17 protein-coding genes are annotated in these 15013 nt (G+C 61.7%); 10 read left to right on the top strand and 7 right to left on the bottom strand.

Annotated features, from left to right (window positions below; genetic code table 11):
* Window positions 1-77: 77 nt before the first annotated feature.
* The 5 genes from FFI16_RS21380 to FFI16_RS21400 form a co-directional block, all read right to left on the bottom strand.
* A complete protein-coding gene (locus FFI16_RS21380) occupies window positions 78-1013 on the bottom strand; it encodes a glutathione S-transferase family protein (protein WP_138816731.1) in 936 nt (311 codons plus the stop codon).
* 75 nt (window positions 1014-1088) lie between these two features.
* Window positions 1089-1364: a GIY-YIG nuclease family protein gene (locus FFI16_RS21385; RefSeq protein ID WP_138816732.1), complete on the bottom strand. Its 276-nt coding sequence runs from the start codon at window positions 1362-1364 to the stop codon at window positions 1089-1091.
* Window positions 1365-1400: 36 nt separating this feature from the next.
* Window positions 1401-1871 (bottom strand): nuclear transport factor 2 family protein, encoded by a 471-nt coding sequence (locus FFI16_RS21390; RefSeq protein WP_138816733.1) that lies wholly within the window; start codon window positions 1869-1871, stop codon window positions 1401-1403.
* 90 nt (window positions 1872-1961) lie between these two features.
* On the bottom strand, window positions 1962-2597 hold the full coding sequence (locus tag FFI16_RS21395; RefSeq protein WP_138816734.1) for a response regulator transcription factor: 636 nt from the start codon (window positions 2595-2597) through the stop codon (window positions 1962-1964).
* Window positions 2598-2796: 199 nt separating this feature from the next.
* Window positions 2797-3615 carry a response regulator gene (locus FFI16_RS21400; protein ID WP_138816735.1) on the bottom strand — a complete coding sequence of 273 codons (819 nt, stop codon included), beginning with the start codon at window positions 3613-3615 and terminating at the stop codon, window positions 2797-2799.
* Between the two features lie 391 nt (window positions 3616-4006).
* Here FFI16_RS21400 and FFI16_RS21405 point away from each other — a divergent pair, with 391 nt between their 5' ends.
* From FFI16_RS21405 to FFI16_RS21450, 10 genes are all read left to right on the top strand, one after another.
* Entirely contained in the window at window positions 4007-4630 is a 624-nt protein-coding gene (locus FFI16_RS21405; RefSeq protein ID WP_138816736.1) for a DUF1120 domain-containing protein, read from the top strand.
* A gap of 15 nt (window positions 4631-4645) precedes the next feature.
* On the top strand, window positions 4646-5275 hold the full coding sequence (locus tag FFI16_RS21410) for a DUF1120 domain-containing protein (protein WP_138816737.1): 630 nt from the start codon (window positions 4646-4648) through the stop codon (window positions 5273-5275).
* Window positions 5276-5302: 27 nt separating this feature from the next.
* Window positions 5303-5941, top strand: a complete 639-nt coding sequence (locus FFI16_RS21415; RefSeq protein WP_138816738.1) for a DUF1120 domain-containing protein — start codon at window positions 5303-5305, stop codon at window positions 5939-5941.
* A gap of 31 nt (window positions 5942-5972) precedes the next feature.
* Window positions 5973-6593, top strand: coding sequence for a DUF1120 domain-containing protein (locus FFI16_RS21420; protein ID WP_138816739.1), 621 nt, complete (start codon window positions 5973-5975; stop codon window positions 6591-6593).
* Between the two features lie 9 nt (window positions 6594-6602).
* The gene (locus tag FFI16_RS21425) at window positions 6603-7220 is read left to right on the top strand and encodes a DUF1120 domain-containing protein (protein ID WP_138816740.1); all 618 of its coding nucleotides are present in this window, start codon (window positions 6603-6605) and stop codon (window positions 7218-7220) included.
* Window positions 7221-7223: 3 nt separating this feature from the next.
* Window positions 7224-7898 carry a DUF1120 domain-containing protein gene (locus tag FFI16_RS21430; RefSeq protein WP_138816741.1) on the top strand — a complete coding sequence of 225 codons (675 nt, stop codon included), beginning with the start codon at window positions 7224-7226 and terminating at the stop codon, window positions 7896-7898.
* Window positions 7899-7931: 33 nt separating this feature from the next.
* The gene (locus tag FFI16_RS21435) at window positions 7932-8636 is read left to right on the top strand and encodes a fimbria/pilus chaperone family protein (RefSeq protein ID WP_138816742.1); all 705 of its coding nucleotides are present in this window, start codon (window positions 7932-7934) and stop codon (window positions 8634-8636) included.
* Between the two features lie 106 nt (window positions 8637-8742).
* Window positions 8743-11196, top strand: a complete 2454-nt coding sequence (locus tag FFI16_RS21440; RefSeq protein WP_256666278.1) for a fimbria/pilus outer membrane usher protein — start codon at window positions 8743-8745, stop codon at window positions 11194-11196.
* An 11-nt stretch (window positions 11197-11207) separates the two neighbouring features.
* The gene (locus FFI16_RS21445) at window positions 11208-12347 is read left to right on the top strand and encodes a DUF1120 domain-containing protein (protein WP_256666279.1); all 1140 of its coding nucleotides are present in this window, start codon (window positions 11208-11210) and stop codon (window positions 12345-12347) included.
* 25 nt (window positions 12348-12372) lie between these two features.
* Window positions 12373-13017: a DUF1120 domain-containing protein gene (locus FFI16_RS21450; protein WP_138816743.1), complete on the top strand. Its 645-nt coding sequence runs from the start codon at window positions 12373-12375 to the stop codon at window positions 13015-13017.
* Here FFI16_RS21450 and FFI16_RS21455 read toward each other — a convergent pair.
* Together FFI16_RS21455 and FFI16_RS21460 are read right to left on the bottom strand one after the other, a co-directional pair.
* Window positions 13014-14279 carry a CynX/NimT family MFS transporter gene (locus FFI16_RS21455; protein ID WP_138816744.1) on the bottom strand — a complete coding sequence of 422 codons (1266 nt, stop codon included), beginning with the start codon at window positions 14277-14279 and terminating at the stop codon, window positions 13014-13016. The genes FFI16_RS21450 and FFI16_RS21455 overlap by 4 nt on opposite strands.
* A complete protein-coding gene (locus tag FFI16_RS21460; RefSeq protein WP_138816745.1) occupies window positions 14269-14928 on the bottom strand; it encodes a FadR/GntR family transcriptional regulator in 660 nt (219 codons plus the stop codon). Before FFI16_RS21460 ends, FFI16_RS21455 begins: the two co-directional genes overlap by 11 nt.
* Window positions 14929-15013: the final 85 nt, after the last annotated feature.

A 15013-nucleotide genomic window follows, 5' to 3' on the forward strand; every position in this document is an offset into this window, starting at 1 on the left:
TGCGAATAGATCGCAGTTTCAAGCACTACACGGATGGGCGGGCGATTTACCTCACCTTTGTTTGCAAATATTTTTATTTATTGCGCCTGAATGCGAAACCCCATGCGCGGGAAGTGCACATGCACGGTGCCGGCGCGTTCGTCGGTACGGCGCAGGATCAACTCTTCGCGGCCGGCAAACAGCAGTTCACCCGCCACCGGGTCGGTGCCGTAGTCAGTGGCCGCAATGGTCACCTGCTGGCCAGGCTTGAAGCCGTTCAAATCCTCGAACAGCTCATCCGGCAAAGCCGCAGGCGCGGTATTTCGCGCCACTTCCAGGGCTTGCTCGGCACTCATCTCGCTGAAAGTGCCATGCCCAAAGCCCAATACGCGGTCCAGCCAGGCAGCCACTGCCGGGTAGGCATCGACCAACGGCGCCGTCACCGATGAACCTTTGAGGAACCACAAGGGGTGGGCCAGGGCAAAGTCAGCGATCGAGGCTTCACCGAACAGGAAGTCGCCGGCCTGGTGCTGCAGTTGTTGCTCAATACGGCTGACAATCGCCGGCCATTGGTGCTTTGCCTGCTCCAATTGCACGCGAACTGCCGTGCCACCACTGAACAATTTGGCGCGGTCGGCCACCAGCACCTGGATCATTTCCGGCGGCACCTTGGCAAATTTCACCGCCAGGGATTCCGGCTGGAACACCAGCGCCACGGCATGGGAGAACACCACCGAATCCGCCCAGGCAGCGAAACCTTGGGTCACCAGTTCCAAACCCTGGGGAAACAGTGCCGGCGCGGACTTTTCCTGCTCCAAACGGCGGGCGATCAAAGCCGTGTCACAGTAGATATCGGCGCCGACCTGCAGCACCGGGGTCTTGCGATAGCCACCGGTCAGCGAGATCAGGTCAGGCTTGGGCATCACCGGCGCGATACGCACCGAGCGCCAGGACAAGCCCTTGAAGCCCAGCAACAGGCGGGCTTTTTCAGCAAAGGGCGATTGCGGGTAATGGTGCAGGATCAACTCAGACATGCAGGTCTCCGCTCGATAGATGAACGGCTAGCTTAGCCTGCAAAACCTTGCGTGGGGACGATAGGAACTCATCAATCAAATCAATGAGCCACTCGCCGCCAGGCATTCCTTGGCGCTTTTCTTGAGTTTCTTGATCAAGCGCTCCTGGCGCAGCGCCTCGCCCTTGGAAGCGCATTGTTCGGTGTACACCAGCGCCACAGCCGGGCTGGACAGAAAGAACCGCGCGCCCTTGCCGCTCTGGTGCGAGGCAAAACGGCGCACCGGGTCATTGCTGATGCCGCAATACAGCGAGCCATTGGCGGCGCGCACCAGGTAGACAAACCAGGGTTTGGGTTGAGGAAGATCAGTCACGGGTAATGCCGGCAAACCAGAAGAGCGCCCAGCTTATCAACGACCGGCCTGAAATGCCTTCAAGCCTTTGAGTGCCTGAGCGCGCACGGCGTTTTTCAGCGCCGGCGACCAGCCCAGCAGCAATCCCTTCAAGCCCAGGGCCTGACGCGACCAACGCCACAGGTCAAAGTGATCGTGGTGCTCGCAGATCTTGCCATCGCGAAACACAAACCGCGCACCGATGTCGTTGACCACCGTATTGCCGGTGGCGCTGAACAGGTAGGTCGCCACCCAGTGCGCGCTGCCGGTGCGGTCATCACTGCGCACATGGTCAAAGGTCAGGGAGAAATCCTTGGCCCGCGTGGTGAGCATGCGCCACATATCCCCGGCGTCACGCCCGCGCAACTCGCCAAAGGCCGGGTCGCTGAACACTACGTCGTCGGTGTAGCAGGCGGCCATGGCTTCGGCATCCAGACGCTGAAAGGCGCTGTAGAACTCGGTGATCAGGGCGTTATGGGCATCACTCATGGGCAGGCTCCGCAGACGTCGAAAGAATAGGCGCACGATAAGCTGCCCACACTGCGCTGGCTACTGACATTCGCCACGCAAATGATCAGCCTACGGCACCATCCCGACACTGCGAGCATAGGCGAACAGGTCAACATCGGTGGAAATACTCAACCGTTGCATCGCCGTGCTTTTCTGTTTGCTGATCGTGGAAATACTGCGGTTGACCTGCGCCGCGATCTGGCTGACGGTCATGCCACTGGCCAACATGCGCACCACCTCGCGCTCCTTGCCGGACAATTGCGGCTCCTGGGACTGATCGCCCGTGCCCGCCTCGACCATTTGCACCCGCAGGGACTCACTGGCGAACGTCTGGCCGGCACACACGGCCTTGATCGCCAGGGGCAGCTCCTTGGCCGAAGCACTTTTAGCCACCACTGCCTTGGCACCATGGGCGAAGGAAGCGCGCAGGGTGGCGACGCTGGCAAACATGGTCACCAGAATCACCGGCAACCGCGGATACTGGCGGTTCAACAGGCTCAACAAACCGTAGCCATCGGCCTGCTGCCCACCCGGCATGGCAAAGTCGGTGATGAGTAAGTCGCACGGCGTCGTACTCAATAAGCTGAGTAACTGATCGGGGCCATCCGCCTCCGCGACCACTTTGCACCTGCCATGCGCCTCAATCACAACTTTTTGCCCGATACGAACAATAGGATGATCGTCAGCAATAATTACTCGAAGCATAAATTCCCACGAATGATGGCAACTTGAATCCGCGCAAAATACCTCCGCCGGCGCTCATCAACAACCGCTAACAAACAGCCCCTTGCAGCCGACCCCAATGTTCACTAGTTCACATTTTTTTGCCTACAAAACAATAGGAAAATACCTACAGCAAAAACAAGATCGGAGGATTGCAAACGCTCTATGAAAACACCGCTCCTCAGACATCGGACAGGTACTCGAGATAGACGCACAGCCGAGCCAGGAGCAATTCCAATTGCACCTTGTGCGCCGCTACGCCCTGGGACTGAACCTGTTCGATCAGCCTTACTGCAACGGGTTCAAGGCCGGTTCCGCCCAAAAACACCAGGCTGCCCACCAAGCGGTGGAGGCGCTCCGCTGTCAGTGATGCGTTCAACGTCGCACAGGCATGGCGTAATACACGATGGTCTTCCCACGCCTCGAACAGCAGGGTTTCCAACAATTGATCGACGACAGGCTCGCTGCCAAACGTCGCGATCAGCGTGGCACGCGTTGGCCAGCCAGCCAGCGGGACAACGGCCGCCTGGTCGACGTACAGGTCATCCACACCTGGCAACCAGCGCACCAACACAGCGTGCAATTGTTCAAGGGTCAAGGGTTTGAGCAGCCAGGCATCCATGCCGGCATCGCGGCAACGCTGTGGGCTATCGTTTTGCAGGTTGGCGGTAAGGGCAATGATCGGCACTCGCCTCAGCCCGTTGTCGCGCTCATGCTGGCGAATGGCGCGGGCCATGCTGTAACCATCCATAAAGGGCATCTGGCAATCGCTGATAACCATGTCGAAGGGACGGCTGACAAAGGCTACCAATCCGAGATACCCGTCGGCGGCCAACTCGTGCCCCAACCCCAGTTTCTGCAACAGACCACCCAACAACAGGCGGTAGGCAGAATGGTCATCCACAACCAGCACACTCAACTGCCGCCAATGAAACGGGGGAAGGCTTGGCGGCTTCAGTTTGCGGCTCGCTCCTGCGGTTGAACCTACCAGCGAACCCATCAGTACCTCTATCGCAACTATTGATCCAGCAGCCATCCGCAGCACTGATGCAATAGCCCTTGAGGCTTATCATGCAGCAATGGTCGACGCATTCTTTTGAATGCTATCGGCCAAAAACAAATAACCTTTCGAGTTAATTAAAGCCCATACAACAACTACGAAAATCCCCCCTGAATCTTGGCCTTCACACCGCCCTGCCAATGTCGTATTAGTTGTATTTCCCCTGCTTGCCCCCCTCGCTAAATTGTGCTCACCCCAAAGAGGGTCGGCTTGCCACTCCCCGGCAAGCGCCAATAACCATCGAGAACGCCGCTCAGCAATCACCCGCCACGCAAGGTCGGGCGTTGCTCTGCCGCGCCTCAATCTGCCAGCTTGTAATGGAACAATTGAAATGAAGACCTCTGTATCTCTACTGAGCAGTGCCCTGCTGCTCGCCCTGAACTCGTCGGTATTTGCCGCCAGCAGCGTCGACCTGACCGTCAAAGGCTTGATCACGCCCAGCGCTTGCACCCCCAGCCTGCCGGGTAATGTCGATTTTGGAAAAATCGCGGCAAAAGATCTGAATCAGGACAGCTATACGCCGCTTGAGAAAAAGAGCCTGCAACTGAGCGTCAATTGCGACGCGGCGACGCTGTTTGCAATCCACCCCCTCGACAATCGAGCCGGTTCCGCCGCTTACGGCGCCTCATTTGGCCTGGGCTTGATCAACGAGAACCAGAAGCTCGGCGTATATCAGCTGACGTTCAGCAACCCCGCCGCCGAAACGCCCTCCACCCTGATCGCGATGTACAACTCCGAGGGCCAATGGACGGACCTCCTTGCAGATGAAGGCATAGCCCCCAACGATCTGGTGGCGCTGGGCAGCCGTGGGGATAACGGTTGGGCACCGCATCCAATCAAGGACGCGAGTATGGACATGACGCTGCACACCTCGATTGCACCTGCAAAAAACCTGACATTGACCAGCGAAGTGGTAATCGACGGCTCCGCGACCTTTGAAGTGAAGTATCTGTAAATGGACACTTTCCAAATGAAAACCCGTCTGTCCCTGTTGAGCAGCGCTCTGTTGCTCGCCATGAGTTCAACCGTGTTCGCCGCCAGCAGCGTCGACCTGACCGTCAAGGGTTTGATCACCCCCAGCGCCTGTGCACCGAGCCTTTCAAACGGTGGGGTCATCGACCACGGCAAAGTTGCGGCCAAGGATTTGAAGCTGGACAACTACACGTTGCTTGGCAATCACAGACTGGAACTGGCGATCACCTGCGATGCACCCACTTTGCTGGCCCTTAAGGGCACCGACAATCAAGGTAGCTCCTATGACCCCGACAACGCCTACGGCCTGGGCCTGGTCAGCGGCAAAAAACTCGGCGGGTACACCCTGATACTCGACAACCCAATGGCTGACGGCGCGGTGATTTCGTTGATTGGGTCCCGGGACAACGGCCTCAGTTGGCTCGAAACTTCCCCAGGCGACGTCTGGCCAGTCGTCGACCTCGCTTCGTTTGGCGATCGCTCGACCGGCAGTTGGGCGCCGGCACCCGTCCAGCAAGTAACGGCTGGCCTCATGGTGCAAACCATTATCGCTCCAACTGCCGGGATGGACCTGACCAGCGAGGTCCCCATCTACGGCTCCGCCACAATTGAAGTGAAATACCTGTAACCCCCTCTAACTCACAGGATGTGACCCATGGCCAGCCGCCTAACCACACTTGCCGCGACACTGTTGCTGATCTGCGCCGGACCAGCATTCGCTGCCAGCAGCGTGGACCTGACCGTTAAAGGTCTGATCACCCCCAGCGCCTGCACCCCGACACTGGCCCAAGGCGGCGTTGCCGACTACGGAAAGATCGCCGCCAAGGACCTGCAGGAAAACCAGGCTACCCCGTTGCCGGCCACCAGCCTGCCATTCAACCTCAGCTGCGAGGCCGCCACGCTGTTTGCACTCAACGGTGTGGATAACCGCGCCGGTTCGGCCAGCAGCCCCAACGATTATTCGTATGGCCTGGGGCTTATCAACGAAACCGAGCGGGTCGGCGACTTCGTGATCATTCTCACCAGCTACCTCGCCGATAGCCTGCCGGTCAGCAAGCTGGCCTCCAGCGACAACGGCGCCACCTGGAGCGAGAACAGTGAGGACGCCATCTGGATGCGCGGCAGGCTCGCCGCCTTCGGCAACAACGCAAGTGGCACCTGGGCACCCATCGCGATCAAGACACTGACGAGCAACCTGGTGGTTCACCCCACTATCGCCGCTTCCAGTGGCCTGACCTTGACCGAGGAACAGCCGATCGACGGCTCCGCCACGCTGGAAGTGCTGTACCTGTAACCCCATCCCCGTACTAAGGAAGGTTCAAACGATGACTTACTTAAGAGCGGCGCCCCTGGCCGCCTTGTTGTTGGGCACCTCGTCTCTCGCACTGGCCGCCAGCAGCCAGGACCTCACCGTCAAGGGCATCATCACGCCCAGCGCCTGTGCGCCCGTGGTCTCCGGCGGCGGTAATGTCGACTTCGGCAAGGTATCGGTCAAGGACCTCAATGCCGACACTTACACCGACCTGCCCAGAGAAACCATGCTGTTGAGTGTGCGCTGTGAAGGGCCGACATTTTTCACCCTGAACACCATCGATAACCGCGCCGGCACTACCGCCAACCACTTCAGCTGGCATGGCCTGGGCACGACCCCCGACAACGAAAAACTCGGCGATGCCGGGCTTGGCCTCTACCAGCCAGTGGCCGATGGCGTAGCGGTACGCACCATCACTTCAAGGGATGGCGGCGTGACCTGGATGCCGTCCGTGATGCTCAGTCATACCGTGTTGACAGCCGTCGCCGACAACGACGGCGTAGTGCCGATTGCGATCCGGGAACTGGACGCCGAGATACGCCTGATCACCCACATTGCGCCCGCCAGCGGCCTGACGCTGACCGACGATGTGCCTATCGACGGTCACGCCACCGTGCAAGTCAATTACCTTTAAGGAGCCCCAATGAAAACTCAATTGACCACCCTGGCCGCCAGCGTACTGCTGCTCGGCTCGGCCACTGCCTTCGCCGCGTCCAGTGTAGACCTGACAGTCAAAGGCCTTATCGTTCCCAGTGCCTGCACGCCCAGCCTGTCCGCTGGTGGTGTGATCGACCACGGCAAGATATCTGCCAAGGACTTAAGCCCGGACAGGCACACGGCGATTGGCCTGCATACCCTGTCGATGAACGTCAACTGTGACGCGCCGATTCAGTTTGCTCTGCACCCTATCGATAACCGCGCCGCCTCAGGTATCGCCACGGACTTCGGCCTGGGCTTTATCAACGAGACCCAGAAGCTCGGCCACTTCTCCCTCACTTGGCGCGGCGTGGTTGCCGACGGCGTGACCGCTCAACCCATCGCATCGATGGACCAGGGCAACACCTGGTATTCCGACAAGTTCTGGGTGCCAAGCATGTACATGGCGGCAGCCTCGGTGGACGACGACACCCAACCGCTGTCGGTCAAGGACCTGAGCGTAGACCTGGAAGTGCTCACCATCATCAACCCCACCGACGGCCTGGACCTCAGCAATGAGGTGACCATCGACGGCTCCGCCACCCTTGAAGTGAAGTACCTCTAAGCCATGGCCGCCCATCCCTTGAACACAGCCGGGCATGGGCTGCGCCTACCTGTGCCGGCACTGAACAGGTTCGCCTGTTGCTTTGCTGCAGTACTTTGCCTGGCCGATGCCCGCGCGGCTTCGACTGTCGACCTCACGGTGACCGGCCGGGTAACCCCGGATGCCTGCCATATCGAGTTGACGGATGAAGGCAGCATCGACCACGGCAAGATCCCGTCCCACATCCTCAAGCCCAACGAGTTCACGCTGCTGCCCAGTCGAGTGCTTGCGCTGAACGTGCTCTGCGCCAGGCCCATGTTGTTTGCATTGGTGGGGGTCGACAATCGCGCGGAGTCGTCATTGGAACCCAAGTTTTTCTACGGGTTGGGCCGGAATATCCATGTCCCCGGCGAACGCCTGGGCTACGTGGCCTTGTCCTATCGCAACGCGATGGGCGACGCACAGCCCATGCAGGTATTGGCCTCTGCCGACAGCGGCGAAACCTGGACACAGCAGGCGGATGCCTACCCTCGCTACTACATGGCCTTTGCCCCGGCAGGTGACCGTCAACCCGACTTCATCAGCCAACTGACCGCCGAGCTTCATGTGGACACCGCCATCAACTTCTCGCAGTACCTGACCCTGGACCAGGAAGTGCCCCTCGACGGCTCCATCGTCCTGGACTTGCGCTACCTGTGACCGACACTTTTTTGGCCTAATGGAAACCCCGTCATGACGACGATATTCTCAAACACCGCTGTCGGCCTGATTGCCCTGCTGCTGATGCTCGGCAACCAGGTAAAAGCCGATGGCATGGTCCCGGACACCTCCGTGGTGATCGTGCATGAAGCCGAAGGCGAAGCGGCGGTGTCGGTGACCAACACGGACAGCCAGCTCGCGCTGCTGCATGTCACCTTGCAGGATATTCCTGAAGACACCGAGCCGCTGCTGGTGGTGACGCCACCGCTGTCGCGGGTCGAAGCGTCCAAATCCCAGCTGGTGCGTTTCATCCTGCAAAACCAGAAGCCGCTACTCACCCAGCGGCTTAAACGCGCGGTGTTTGAAGGCATGCCCCAAGGCCGTGCCGCCACTGCCGCCGGGCACGCCCGCGTGGGCGTAACCGTGCGCCAGAACCTGCCGGTGATCATTCATCCCAAAGGCCTTGCGCGCAACCGCACACCCTGGACTGACCTGACCTGGACCTTGCGCGACGGCCAGTTACAGGTGCGTAACGACACGCCGTATGTGGTGCGCCTGGCCCAGGAGCTGTTGCTGTTGCCCGGCGACGGCAGGGCGATGCTGCCGCGCACCTATGTGCTGCCGGGCGAAGCCTTGAGTGTGCCGGCCAACAGCAGCCAGGCCACCAAGGTCAGGTTGCAGCCGGCCACAGTGTATGGGTTTGCGGTCAAGGCCTACGACGCACCGCTCACCCTCTGACTGAACTACAGGCGTCGTGCACCTGATAACGAAGTGACGGCTCATTGACCGTCACCAGAACGCCTGGGAGCTCCGGGCCTGTGCGTTCACTATTCGAGTACCTTGCGTGAAAACAGTATTGAGTTACCGTGACGGCGAAGCCGTGCCCGATTCCCCCTCCAGCCAGACCCTGCCACTGGTGGTATTGCTGTGTGCGTTGTTGCCCGCCAAATCCTGGGCCGACGAGTCCAGCCCTTCGAGCTTCGATGCCCAGACCCTGCATCAACGCGGCATTGACCCACAGCTGGCCAGCCTGTTGCTGGCGGCGCCGCGCTTCGCTGCCGGGCGGCACACCGTCAACCTGCGGGTCAACGGCCAGCGACGTGGCCGACAGGATCTGACTTTCGATCAACAGGGCAACCTCTGCCTGGACCGCGCCCTGCTGGACGCCGCTGACCTGGTGACGCCCAGCGACACGCCGGGCTGTCAGGATTTTCTCGCGCAGTATCCACAAACCCTGGTGGAGCCGGACCCGGCCACACTGACGGTGTCGCTGGTGGTGCCCACCGAAGCCTTGCGCCCTGTGCAGCAGGATATCTCGGGGTACGAAACCGGCGGTTTTGCCGGGCTGGTCAACTATGACCTCAGCGGTTTTTACAATCGCTTCGGCGATGACGCCAGCCGCTTTGGCTCAGCCAATACCGAGGTTGGCTTCAACGCCGATGACTGGATCGTGCGCAGTCGCCAGGTGCAGACCTGGCAGGATGGCCTGTCGCGCAGCACTCACCTGGAAGCCTACGCACAGCGCACCTTTGCCAGCCACCAGGCAGTGCTGCAAGCCGGGCAGATCAATCTGTACAACCCGGTGCTGTCCGGCGCGCAAATTACTGGCGTGCAGGTGCTCACCGAACACGCGCTTCAAGAACAGGGCCAGGGCGCGCAGATCCAAGGCATCGCCAACAGCCCGGCACAAGTGGAAGTACGCCAGAACGGCGCGCTGATTCACTCCACCGTGGTGCCCGCCGGGCCCTTTACCCTGAACGATGTACGCCGTTTGAACACCCGCTCGGACGTCGAAGTGACGGTCAAGGAAAGTGTCGGTGGTGAACGGCGCTTCACGGTGCCGGCGGCCATGCTCGGCCTCGGGCTACCCGCGCCGGGTTACTCCGTGGCCGCCGGCCGGGTACGCAATGTGGGCGATGCCAAAGGCGATGATCCGTGGGTGGTCAGCGCCGGCTGGACCGGCGCCCTGCACCCGCAATTGACCCTCGGCACAGGCGTGCTGGCGGCCAGCGAATATCGCTCGATGGGCGCCAGCCTGGGCTGGTTACCGTGGCTGGACAGCCAGATCCAGCTGTCTACCCAACTGTCCAACACCCAGTCCTGGGAAAAGGTCTCGGGGGTGCAGACTGACCTGTCCTGGTCCCAGCGCCTGGGTGAACAGTGGTCGGTCAGCGCCGCCAATTCCTGGCGCAGCATCGGCTATCGCGAACTCGAAGAAAGCACCTACGAGCGCGACGACGGCAATGAGCGCAGCTACGACCGTCGTAACTCACGTTATCGCGACCAGCAAAGCCTCAACCTCGGCTGGTCGCACCCGCTGCTGGGCGCATTCAGCGCCGGGGTTTCACGCTCGGCCAACTTCGCCGGCGACAGCAGCAGCCGTGCGCTGGCGTCCTGGGGCACGAGCATCGGCGCAGTGTCGTTGTCGGCCAGTGCCGAGTGGCAAATGGGCGGCCGCCAGCAACAGGACAACGCGGTGTATTTCAACGTCAGCGTGCCGCTGGGCGAGAGTCGCCGGCTACGCAGTTGGGTCCGTAACTCAGGCGGTGAAAACCGTACCGGCCTGGGCGTTACCGAGCAAATCGACGACCAACTCAGCTACCGCGTCAGCGCCGAACACGACAGCAGCGACCATCAAGTGGAAACCACCGTGGGCGTGTCGGCCCTGCCGCGCTACAGCCAGCTCGACTTCAGCTACAGCCGCTCCGATGCCGAGCGATCCAGCTACCAAGGCGGCGCTCGCGGCGGTGTGGTGGTGCACGGCGACGGCGTGACTTTTTCACCTTATCCGGTGCGCGACACCTTCGCCCTGGTGTCGGTCGGCGACATGAGCGGCATCAAGCTCAGCACGCCCAGCGGCCCGGTATGGACCGACTGGCAAGGCCAGGCCGTGGTGCCGCAAGTCGCCGCTTATGGCCGCAGCCCGGTGGAAGTGCAGACCCGTTCGCTGCCGCGCAACGCCGATATCAACAACGGCCTGGCGATGATCTCAGCCGGGCGCGGCGCCGTGGACCGGGTTGAGTTCGGCGTCGGTCTCACCCGCCGAATGCTGCTTACCGTCAGCAACGACCAGGGCGCGCCGCTGCCTGCGGGCGCCTCCGTCAGCACTGCCAATGGTGAGTTCGTCACCTTGGTGCAGGACGGCAGCCAGGTGTTCCTGCCCAATGTGCTGGAACAGCCGACGTTGTGGATAACCACGCCCCAGGGTAGCCGTTGCGAGTTGCGCTACGAACTGCCGGCAAAGGCTGATCCGTCGGTGTACTTCGAAACGGCTCCCGCACGTTGCAACCTGCCTTGAGGATGATCGCCATGCCCGTCACACCTTATATGCGTCAACTGTGCCCGTGGCTGCTGATCGGCGTCGCCGGCACTGCCCAGGCCTTTGAAGAATGCCAACTCAATGTCAGCGAACCGCTGGTGGATTTCGGCCTGATGAGCCGCCTGGCGCAAGCCGACAGTGCGCCGCAACGTCTGCTGGGCGAGCGGCGCCTGAGCGTGACCGTCAATTGCCCGCAAGTCGAAGACCTCAGCCTGTTCTACCGCGCCCTGGCCGCCAACCCGCAGCGTCTGCAATTTACCGAGCACGGCAGCTATACCATCGAAGTCGGCAACGCGGTGCTCGACGGCCGCAGCGTAGAACTGGGTTTGCTGCCCGCCGCAGGCCAGGCGCCCGTTGCCAATGGCAGCGTGCTGGAATGGCGCCCCGGCCACGGCATAGCACCGGTCGAACAGGGTACGGTGGCTACGGGTAAAACCCTGTCGCTGCAACTGACGTTGCGCGCCTGGGCCGATATCGCCGCCACACAAGTGCGCGATGCCACCACCTGGGAAACCACCGGCACCTTGTACGGTGCAAAGCACGGGCGTTACCGGGAACTGACGCTGCGCGCGCACTTTGCGCCCATCGCCTGCCTGCCCTCGCTGTCGGACCACGGCGTGGTGGACTACGGCACCTTGTACGCCAAGGACTTGAGTGCCACCAACGAATCGCCGCTGCCCACCCGCACCCTACGCCTGAGCGTCACCTGCGACGCGCCGATCCCCTTTGCCCTGCGCATGAAAGACAACCGCGACGGTTCGGCCACCGGCGGCACCGATGAAACCGCTTACGGCCTGGACCTGGACGCCAGTGGCAACAAGATCGGGCGTTTTTACCTGACCATCGACCCGGCGGAGTTCAGCGCCGATACCTTCCCCACGCTGTACCGCACCGACTCCACCAGCAATGGCGTGGCGTGGAGCAGTTCCACCGCACGCCAGATCCCGATGGCCGCCAACAGCATCCTCGGTTTTACCGACAAGACCGGTGTCACCACCGGCCCGGTCGCCATCCAGACCCTGACCGGCACCCTGCGCATCAAGACTTACCTGGCGCCCATGCAAAGTCTGGATCTGCGCGATGTGGTGCATATCAACGGTTCCGGCACCCTTGAAATCATCTACCCCTAACCCGTCACTGCAAGGAGTCCGCCCCATGAAAACCCACGTCCTTTACAGCTTGCTGTTACTGGCCTGCGCCCCCTCGGTACTGGCTGCCTCGGCAGTGGACTTGAGCGTCAAAGGCCTGATCACGCCCGCCGCCTGTTTGCCGCAGTTCCCCGGCGGCGCCTTGATCGACTACGGCAAGATCGCCCAGCAAGACTTGAACCTGGCGACCGCCACGCGCCTGCCCGTGCAGACCCTGCGCATCGGCATCGCCTGCAACGGCCCTACCCGCTATGCCCTGCGCATGCGCGACAACCGCGACGGCTCGGCCATGGTCAACAGTGAGATTTACTACGGGCTGGGGTTTGATATCAGCGGCAACCGCCTGGGGGTTTACTCCATGACCTTCGACCCGCGCCAGACCCAAGCCAGCAACACCGCGCAGATCTTCGGCACCGAGTCCACCACCGGCGGCCTGGCGTGGCGCACGTCCAACCTCAACCCTATCGACATCGGCTCGCGAAGCTACCTGGGTTTTACCGAGGTCGAGGGCAGCGTCAGCGGGCCCACGGCCATCGGCACCCTGGTGGGCGCCGTGACGGTGCAAACCGTGATCAACGCCCGGCAGAACCTCGACTTGAGTGTGGAAACCCCACTCGATGGCTCGGCCACCCTGGAGGTGGTGTACCTCTAGAGTTTCTCGCTGGTCACTTGAACGTAGCGCACACGTCCGGCGCCCAGGCCCGCGACAATCGCGCCCAGGCCGATCACGCCGAAGATCCAGCCGATGGCCGACCAGCCGCCGGTCCAGTCATGCACCAGGCCGACCGCAAACGGCCCCATCGAAGCCAGGGTGTAACCAATGCCCTGGGCCATGCTCGACAGGTTGGCGGCCACATGGGAATCGCGCGAGCGCAGCACGATCAAGGTCAGCGCCAGGCTGAAGGTGCCGCCCTGCCCCAGGCCCAGCAGAATCGCCCAGCCCCACAAACCGTCCAGCGGCGCATACAGGCAACCGAACAGGCCGCCGAGGGTCAGCAGCATTACCACCACAATCGCCAGGCGCTGGTCCTTGCCACGGGTAGCCAACCACGGTGCGGCCAGGGAACTGAGCAGTTGCACGATGATCGAGCCCGAGAGCGCCAACCCGGCTTCGGTGGCACTCAAGCCCCGCCCGATGAGGATCGATGGCAACCAGCCAAACACAATGTAGGCCAGGGACGACTGCAGACCCATGTACAAAGTCACCTGCCAGGCGAGCGGGTCACGCAGCAAGCCCCTGACCCGATAAGCCACCTGATGGGCGCCGTGCTTTTGCCCCACTTGTGGCAACCAGAACAGCGCCGCCAGCAACGCCGGGATAACCCAGAACCCCAGGCCGATGGCCCAGCTGTCTGCGAAGTACTGACTCAGGGGCACCGTGGCTCCAGCTGCCAACGCGGCACCCAGACACAACGCCATGGTGTAGACGCCAGTCATGGCGCCCGCCTGCCTGGCGAAATCACGCTTGACGATGCCCGGCAGCAATACACCGATGATGCCGATGCTGGCGCCAGCGATCAGGCTGCCCGCGAATAACCCCACTTCACCGAACGCACTGCGCAGGATGATGCCGCCGGCCAGGGTCAGCAGAATCCCCAGCACCACGCGCTCAGCGCCAAAACGCCTGGCCAGGATCGGCGCAGTCGGTGCGAACAGCCCCAGGCACAACACCGGCAAGGTGGTCAGCAACCCGGCCTTGGCCGCAGATAACCCCAGGCTGCCGGACACTTCAGCCAGCAGTGGCGACATGCTCGACAGCGCCGGCCGCAGGTTCAACGCCACCAGCACCAGGCCCAGCAGCAAGAGCCACGGGCGGGCCACCAGCGGATGGGCTTGCTGGACGGTTTCGTCGTCGGCTTCGGCGTCGATCAACAGTTCTTCGAGTTCAGTCGTGCGTTTGGCTTCAAGGTTCATTGATCAACTGCCGGCAGAGGGATTTGGCGCGTTCGGGGTCTTGGTGTTCTACCGCGTCGAGCAAGGCGATGTGCAGGTCGAATACCGCCTGACGACGGGGTGAAATATTCAGGGTCTGGCGCAACTGGGCGCCTACGATGCTGGAGAAATACTGGTACAGCTCGCTCAACGCCGGGTTGTGCGCGGCGTCCACCAAGCGGTTGTGGAACACCAGGTCGGCGCTGATGTAAGCCTCCAGGTCACCGTGGTACAGCTCACCGCTGCGCTCGAGGGCTTCACGCAGCCCCTTGAGATCGTCCTTGGTACGGCGCAACGCCGCCAGGCCGATGGCCTCCACTTCGAGAATCTGCCGCGTCTCCTGCGCCTGCGCCAGCGTGCAATGGGACAGCGCACGCATCGTGCCCAGCGGGTCAGTCATGGAGCGCAGATAACTGCCGTCGCCCTGGCGGATTTCGATCAAACCCGAGAACGCCAACACGCGCATGGCCTCACGCACGGTATTGCGGCTGATGCCCAGTTCGGCGGACAGCTCCGGCTCGGTCGGCAGGCGCTCACCGATGGCCCATTTGCCTTCTGTAATACGCCAGCGCAGTTGCTCCAACGCTTGATCGACCAGGGAGCGTTTGATCAGAGGGGCGATGTCTGTCATAGGTTTTGCACTTTCGTCCAATCATAGGATGAATTTTCCTACAGCCTATTCGGACTTGCCTACAAAGGCAACGCACTAGGGTTCT

The organism is Pseudomonas sp. KBS0710, assembly GCF_005938045.2.
In the GTDB taxonomy this organism is placed as follows: Bacteria; Pseudomonadota; Gammaproteobacteria; order Pseudomonadales; family Pseudomonadaceae; genus Aquipseudomonas.

Excerpts from the sequence above, each read along its gene's own strand:
- FFI16_RS21380 (WP_138816731.1), bottom strand. The coding sequence starts at position 1,013 with ATGTCTGAGTTGATCCTGCACCATTACCCGCAATCGCCCTTTGCTGAA.
- FFI16_RS21390 (WP_138816733.1), bottom strand. The coding sequence starts at position 1,871 with ATGAGTGATGCCCATAACGCCCTGATCACCGAGTTCTACAGCGCCTTT.
- FFI16_RS21395 (WP_138816734.1), bottom strand. The coding sequence starts at position 2,597 with ATGCTTCGAGTAATTATTGCTGACGATCATCCTATTGTTCGTATCGGG.
- FFI16_RS21400 (WP_138816735.1), bottom strand. The coding sequence starts at position 3,615 with ATGGGTTCGCTGGTAGGTTCAACCGCAGGAGCGAGCCGCAAACTGAAG.
- FFI16_RS21405 (WP_138816736.1), top strand. The coding sequence starts at position 4,007 with ATGAAGACCTCTGTATCTCTACTGAGCAGTGCCCTGCTGCTCGCCCTG.
- FFI16_RS21410 (WP_138816737.1), top strand. The coding sequence starts at position 4,646 with ATGAAAACCCGTCTGTCCCTGTTGAGCAGCGCTCTGTTGCTCGCCATG.
- FFI16_RS21415 (WP_138816738.1), top strand. The coding sequence starts at position 5,303 with ATGGCCAGCCGCCTAACCACACTTGCCGCGACACTGTTGCTGATCTGC.
- FFI16_RS21420 (WP_138816739.1), top strand. The coding sequence starts at position 5,973 with ATGACTTACTTAAGAGCGGCGCCCCTGGCCGCCTTGTTGTTGGGCACC.
- FFI16_RS21425 (WP_138816740.1), top strand. The coding sequence starts at position 6,603 with ATGAAAACTCAATTGACCACCCTGGCCGCCAGCGTACTGCTGCTCGGC.
- FFI16_RS21430 (WP_138816741.1), top strand. The coding sequence starts at position 7,224 with ATGGCCGCCCATCCCTTGAACACAGCCGGGCATGGGCTGCGCCTACCT.
- FFI16_RS21435 (WP_138816742.1), top strand. The coding sequence starts at position 7,932 with ATGACGACGATATTCTCAAACACCGCTGTCGGCCTGATTGCCCTGCTG.
- FFI16_RS21445 (WP_256666279.1), top strand. The coding sequence starts at position 11,208 with ATGCCCGTCACACCTTATATGCGTCAACTGTGCCCGTGGCTGCTGATC.
- FFI16_RS21450 (WP_138816743.1), top strand. The coding sequence starts at position 12,373 with ATGAAAACCCACGTCCTTTACAGCTTGCTGTTACTGGCCTGCGCCCCC.
- FFI16_RS21455 (WP_138816744.1), bottom strand. The coding sequence starts at position 14,279 with ATGAACCTTGAAGCCAAACGCACGACTGAACTCGAAGAACTGTTGATC.
- FFI16_RS21460 (WP_138816745.1), bottom strand. The coding sequence starts at position 14,928 with ATGACAGACATCGCCCCTCTGATCAAACGCTCCCTGGTCGATCAAGCG.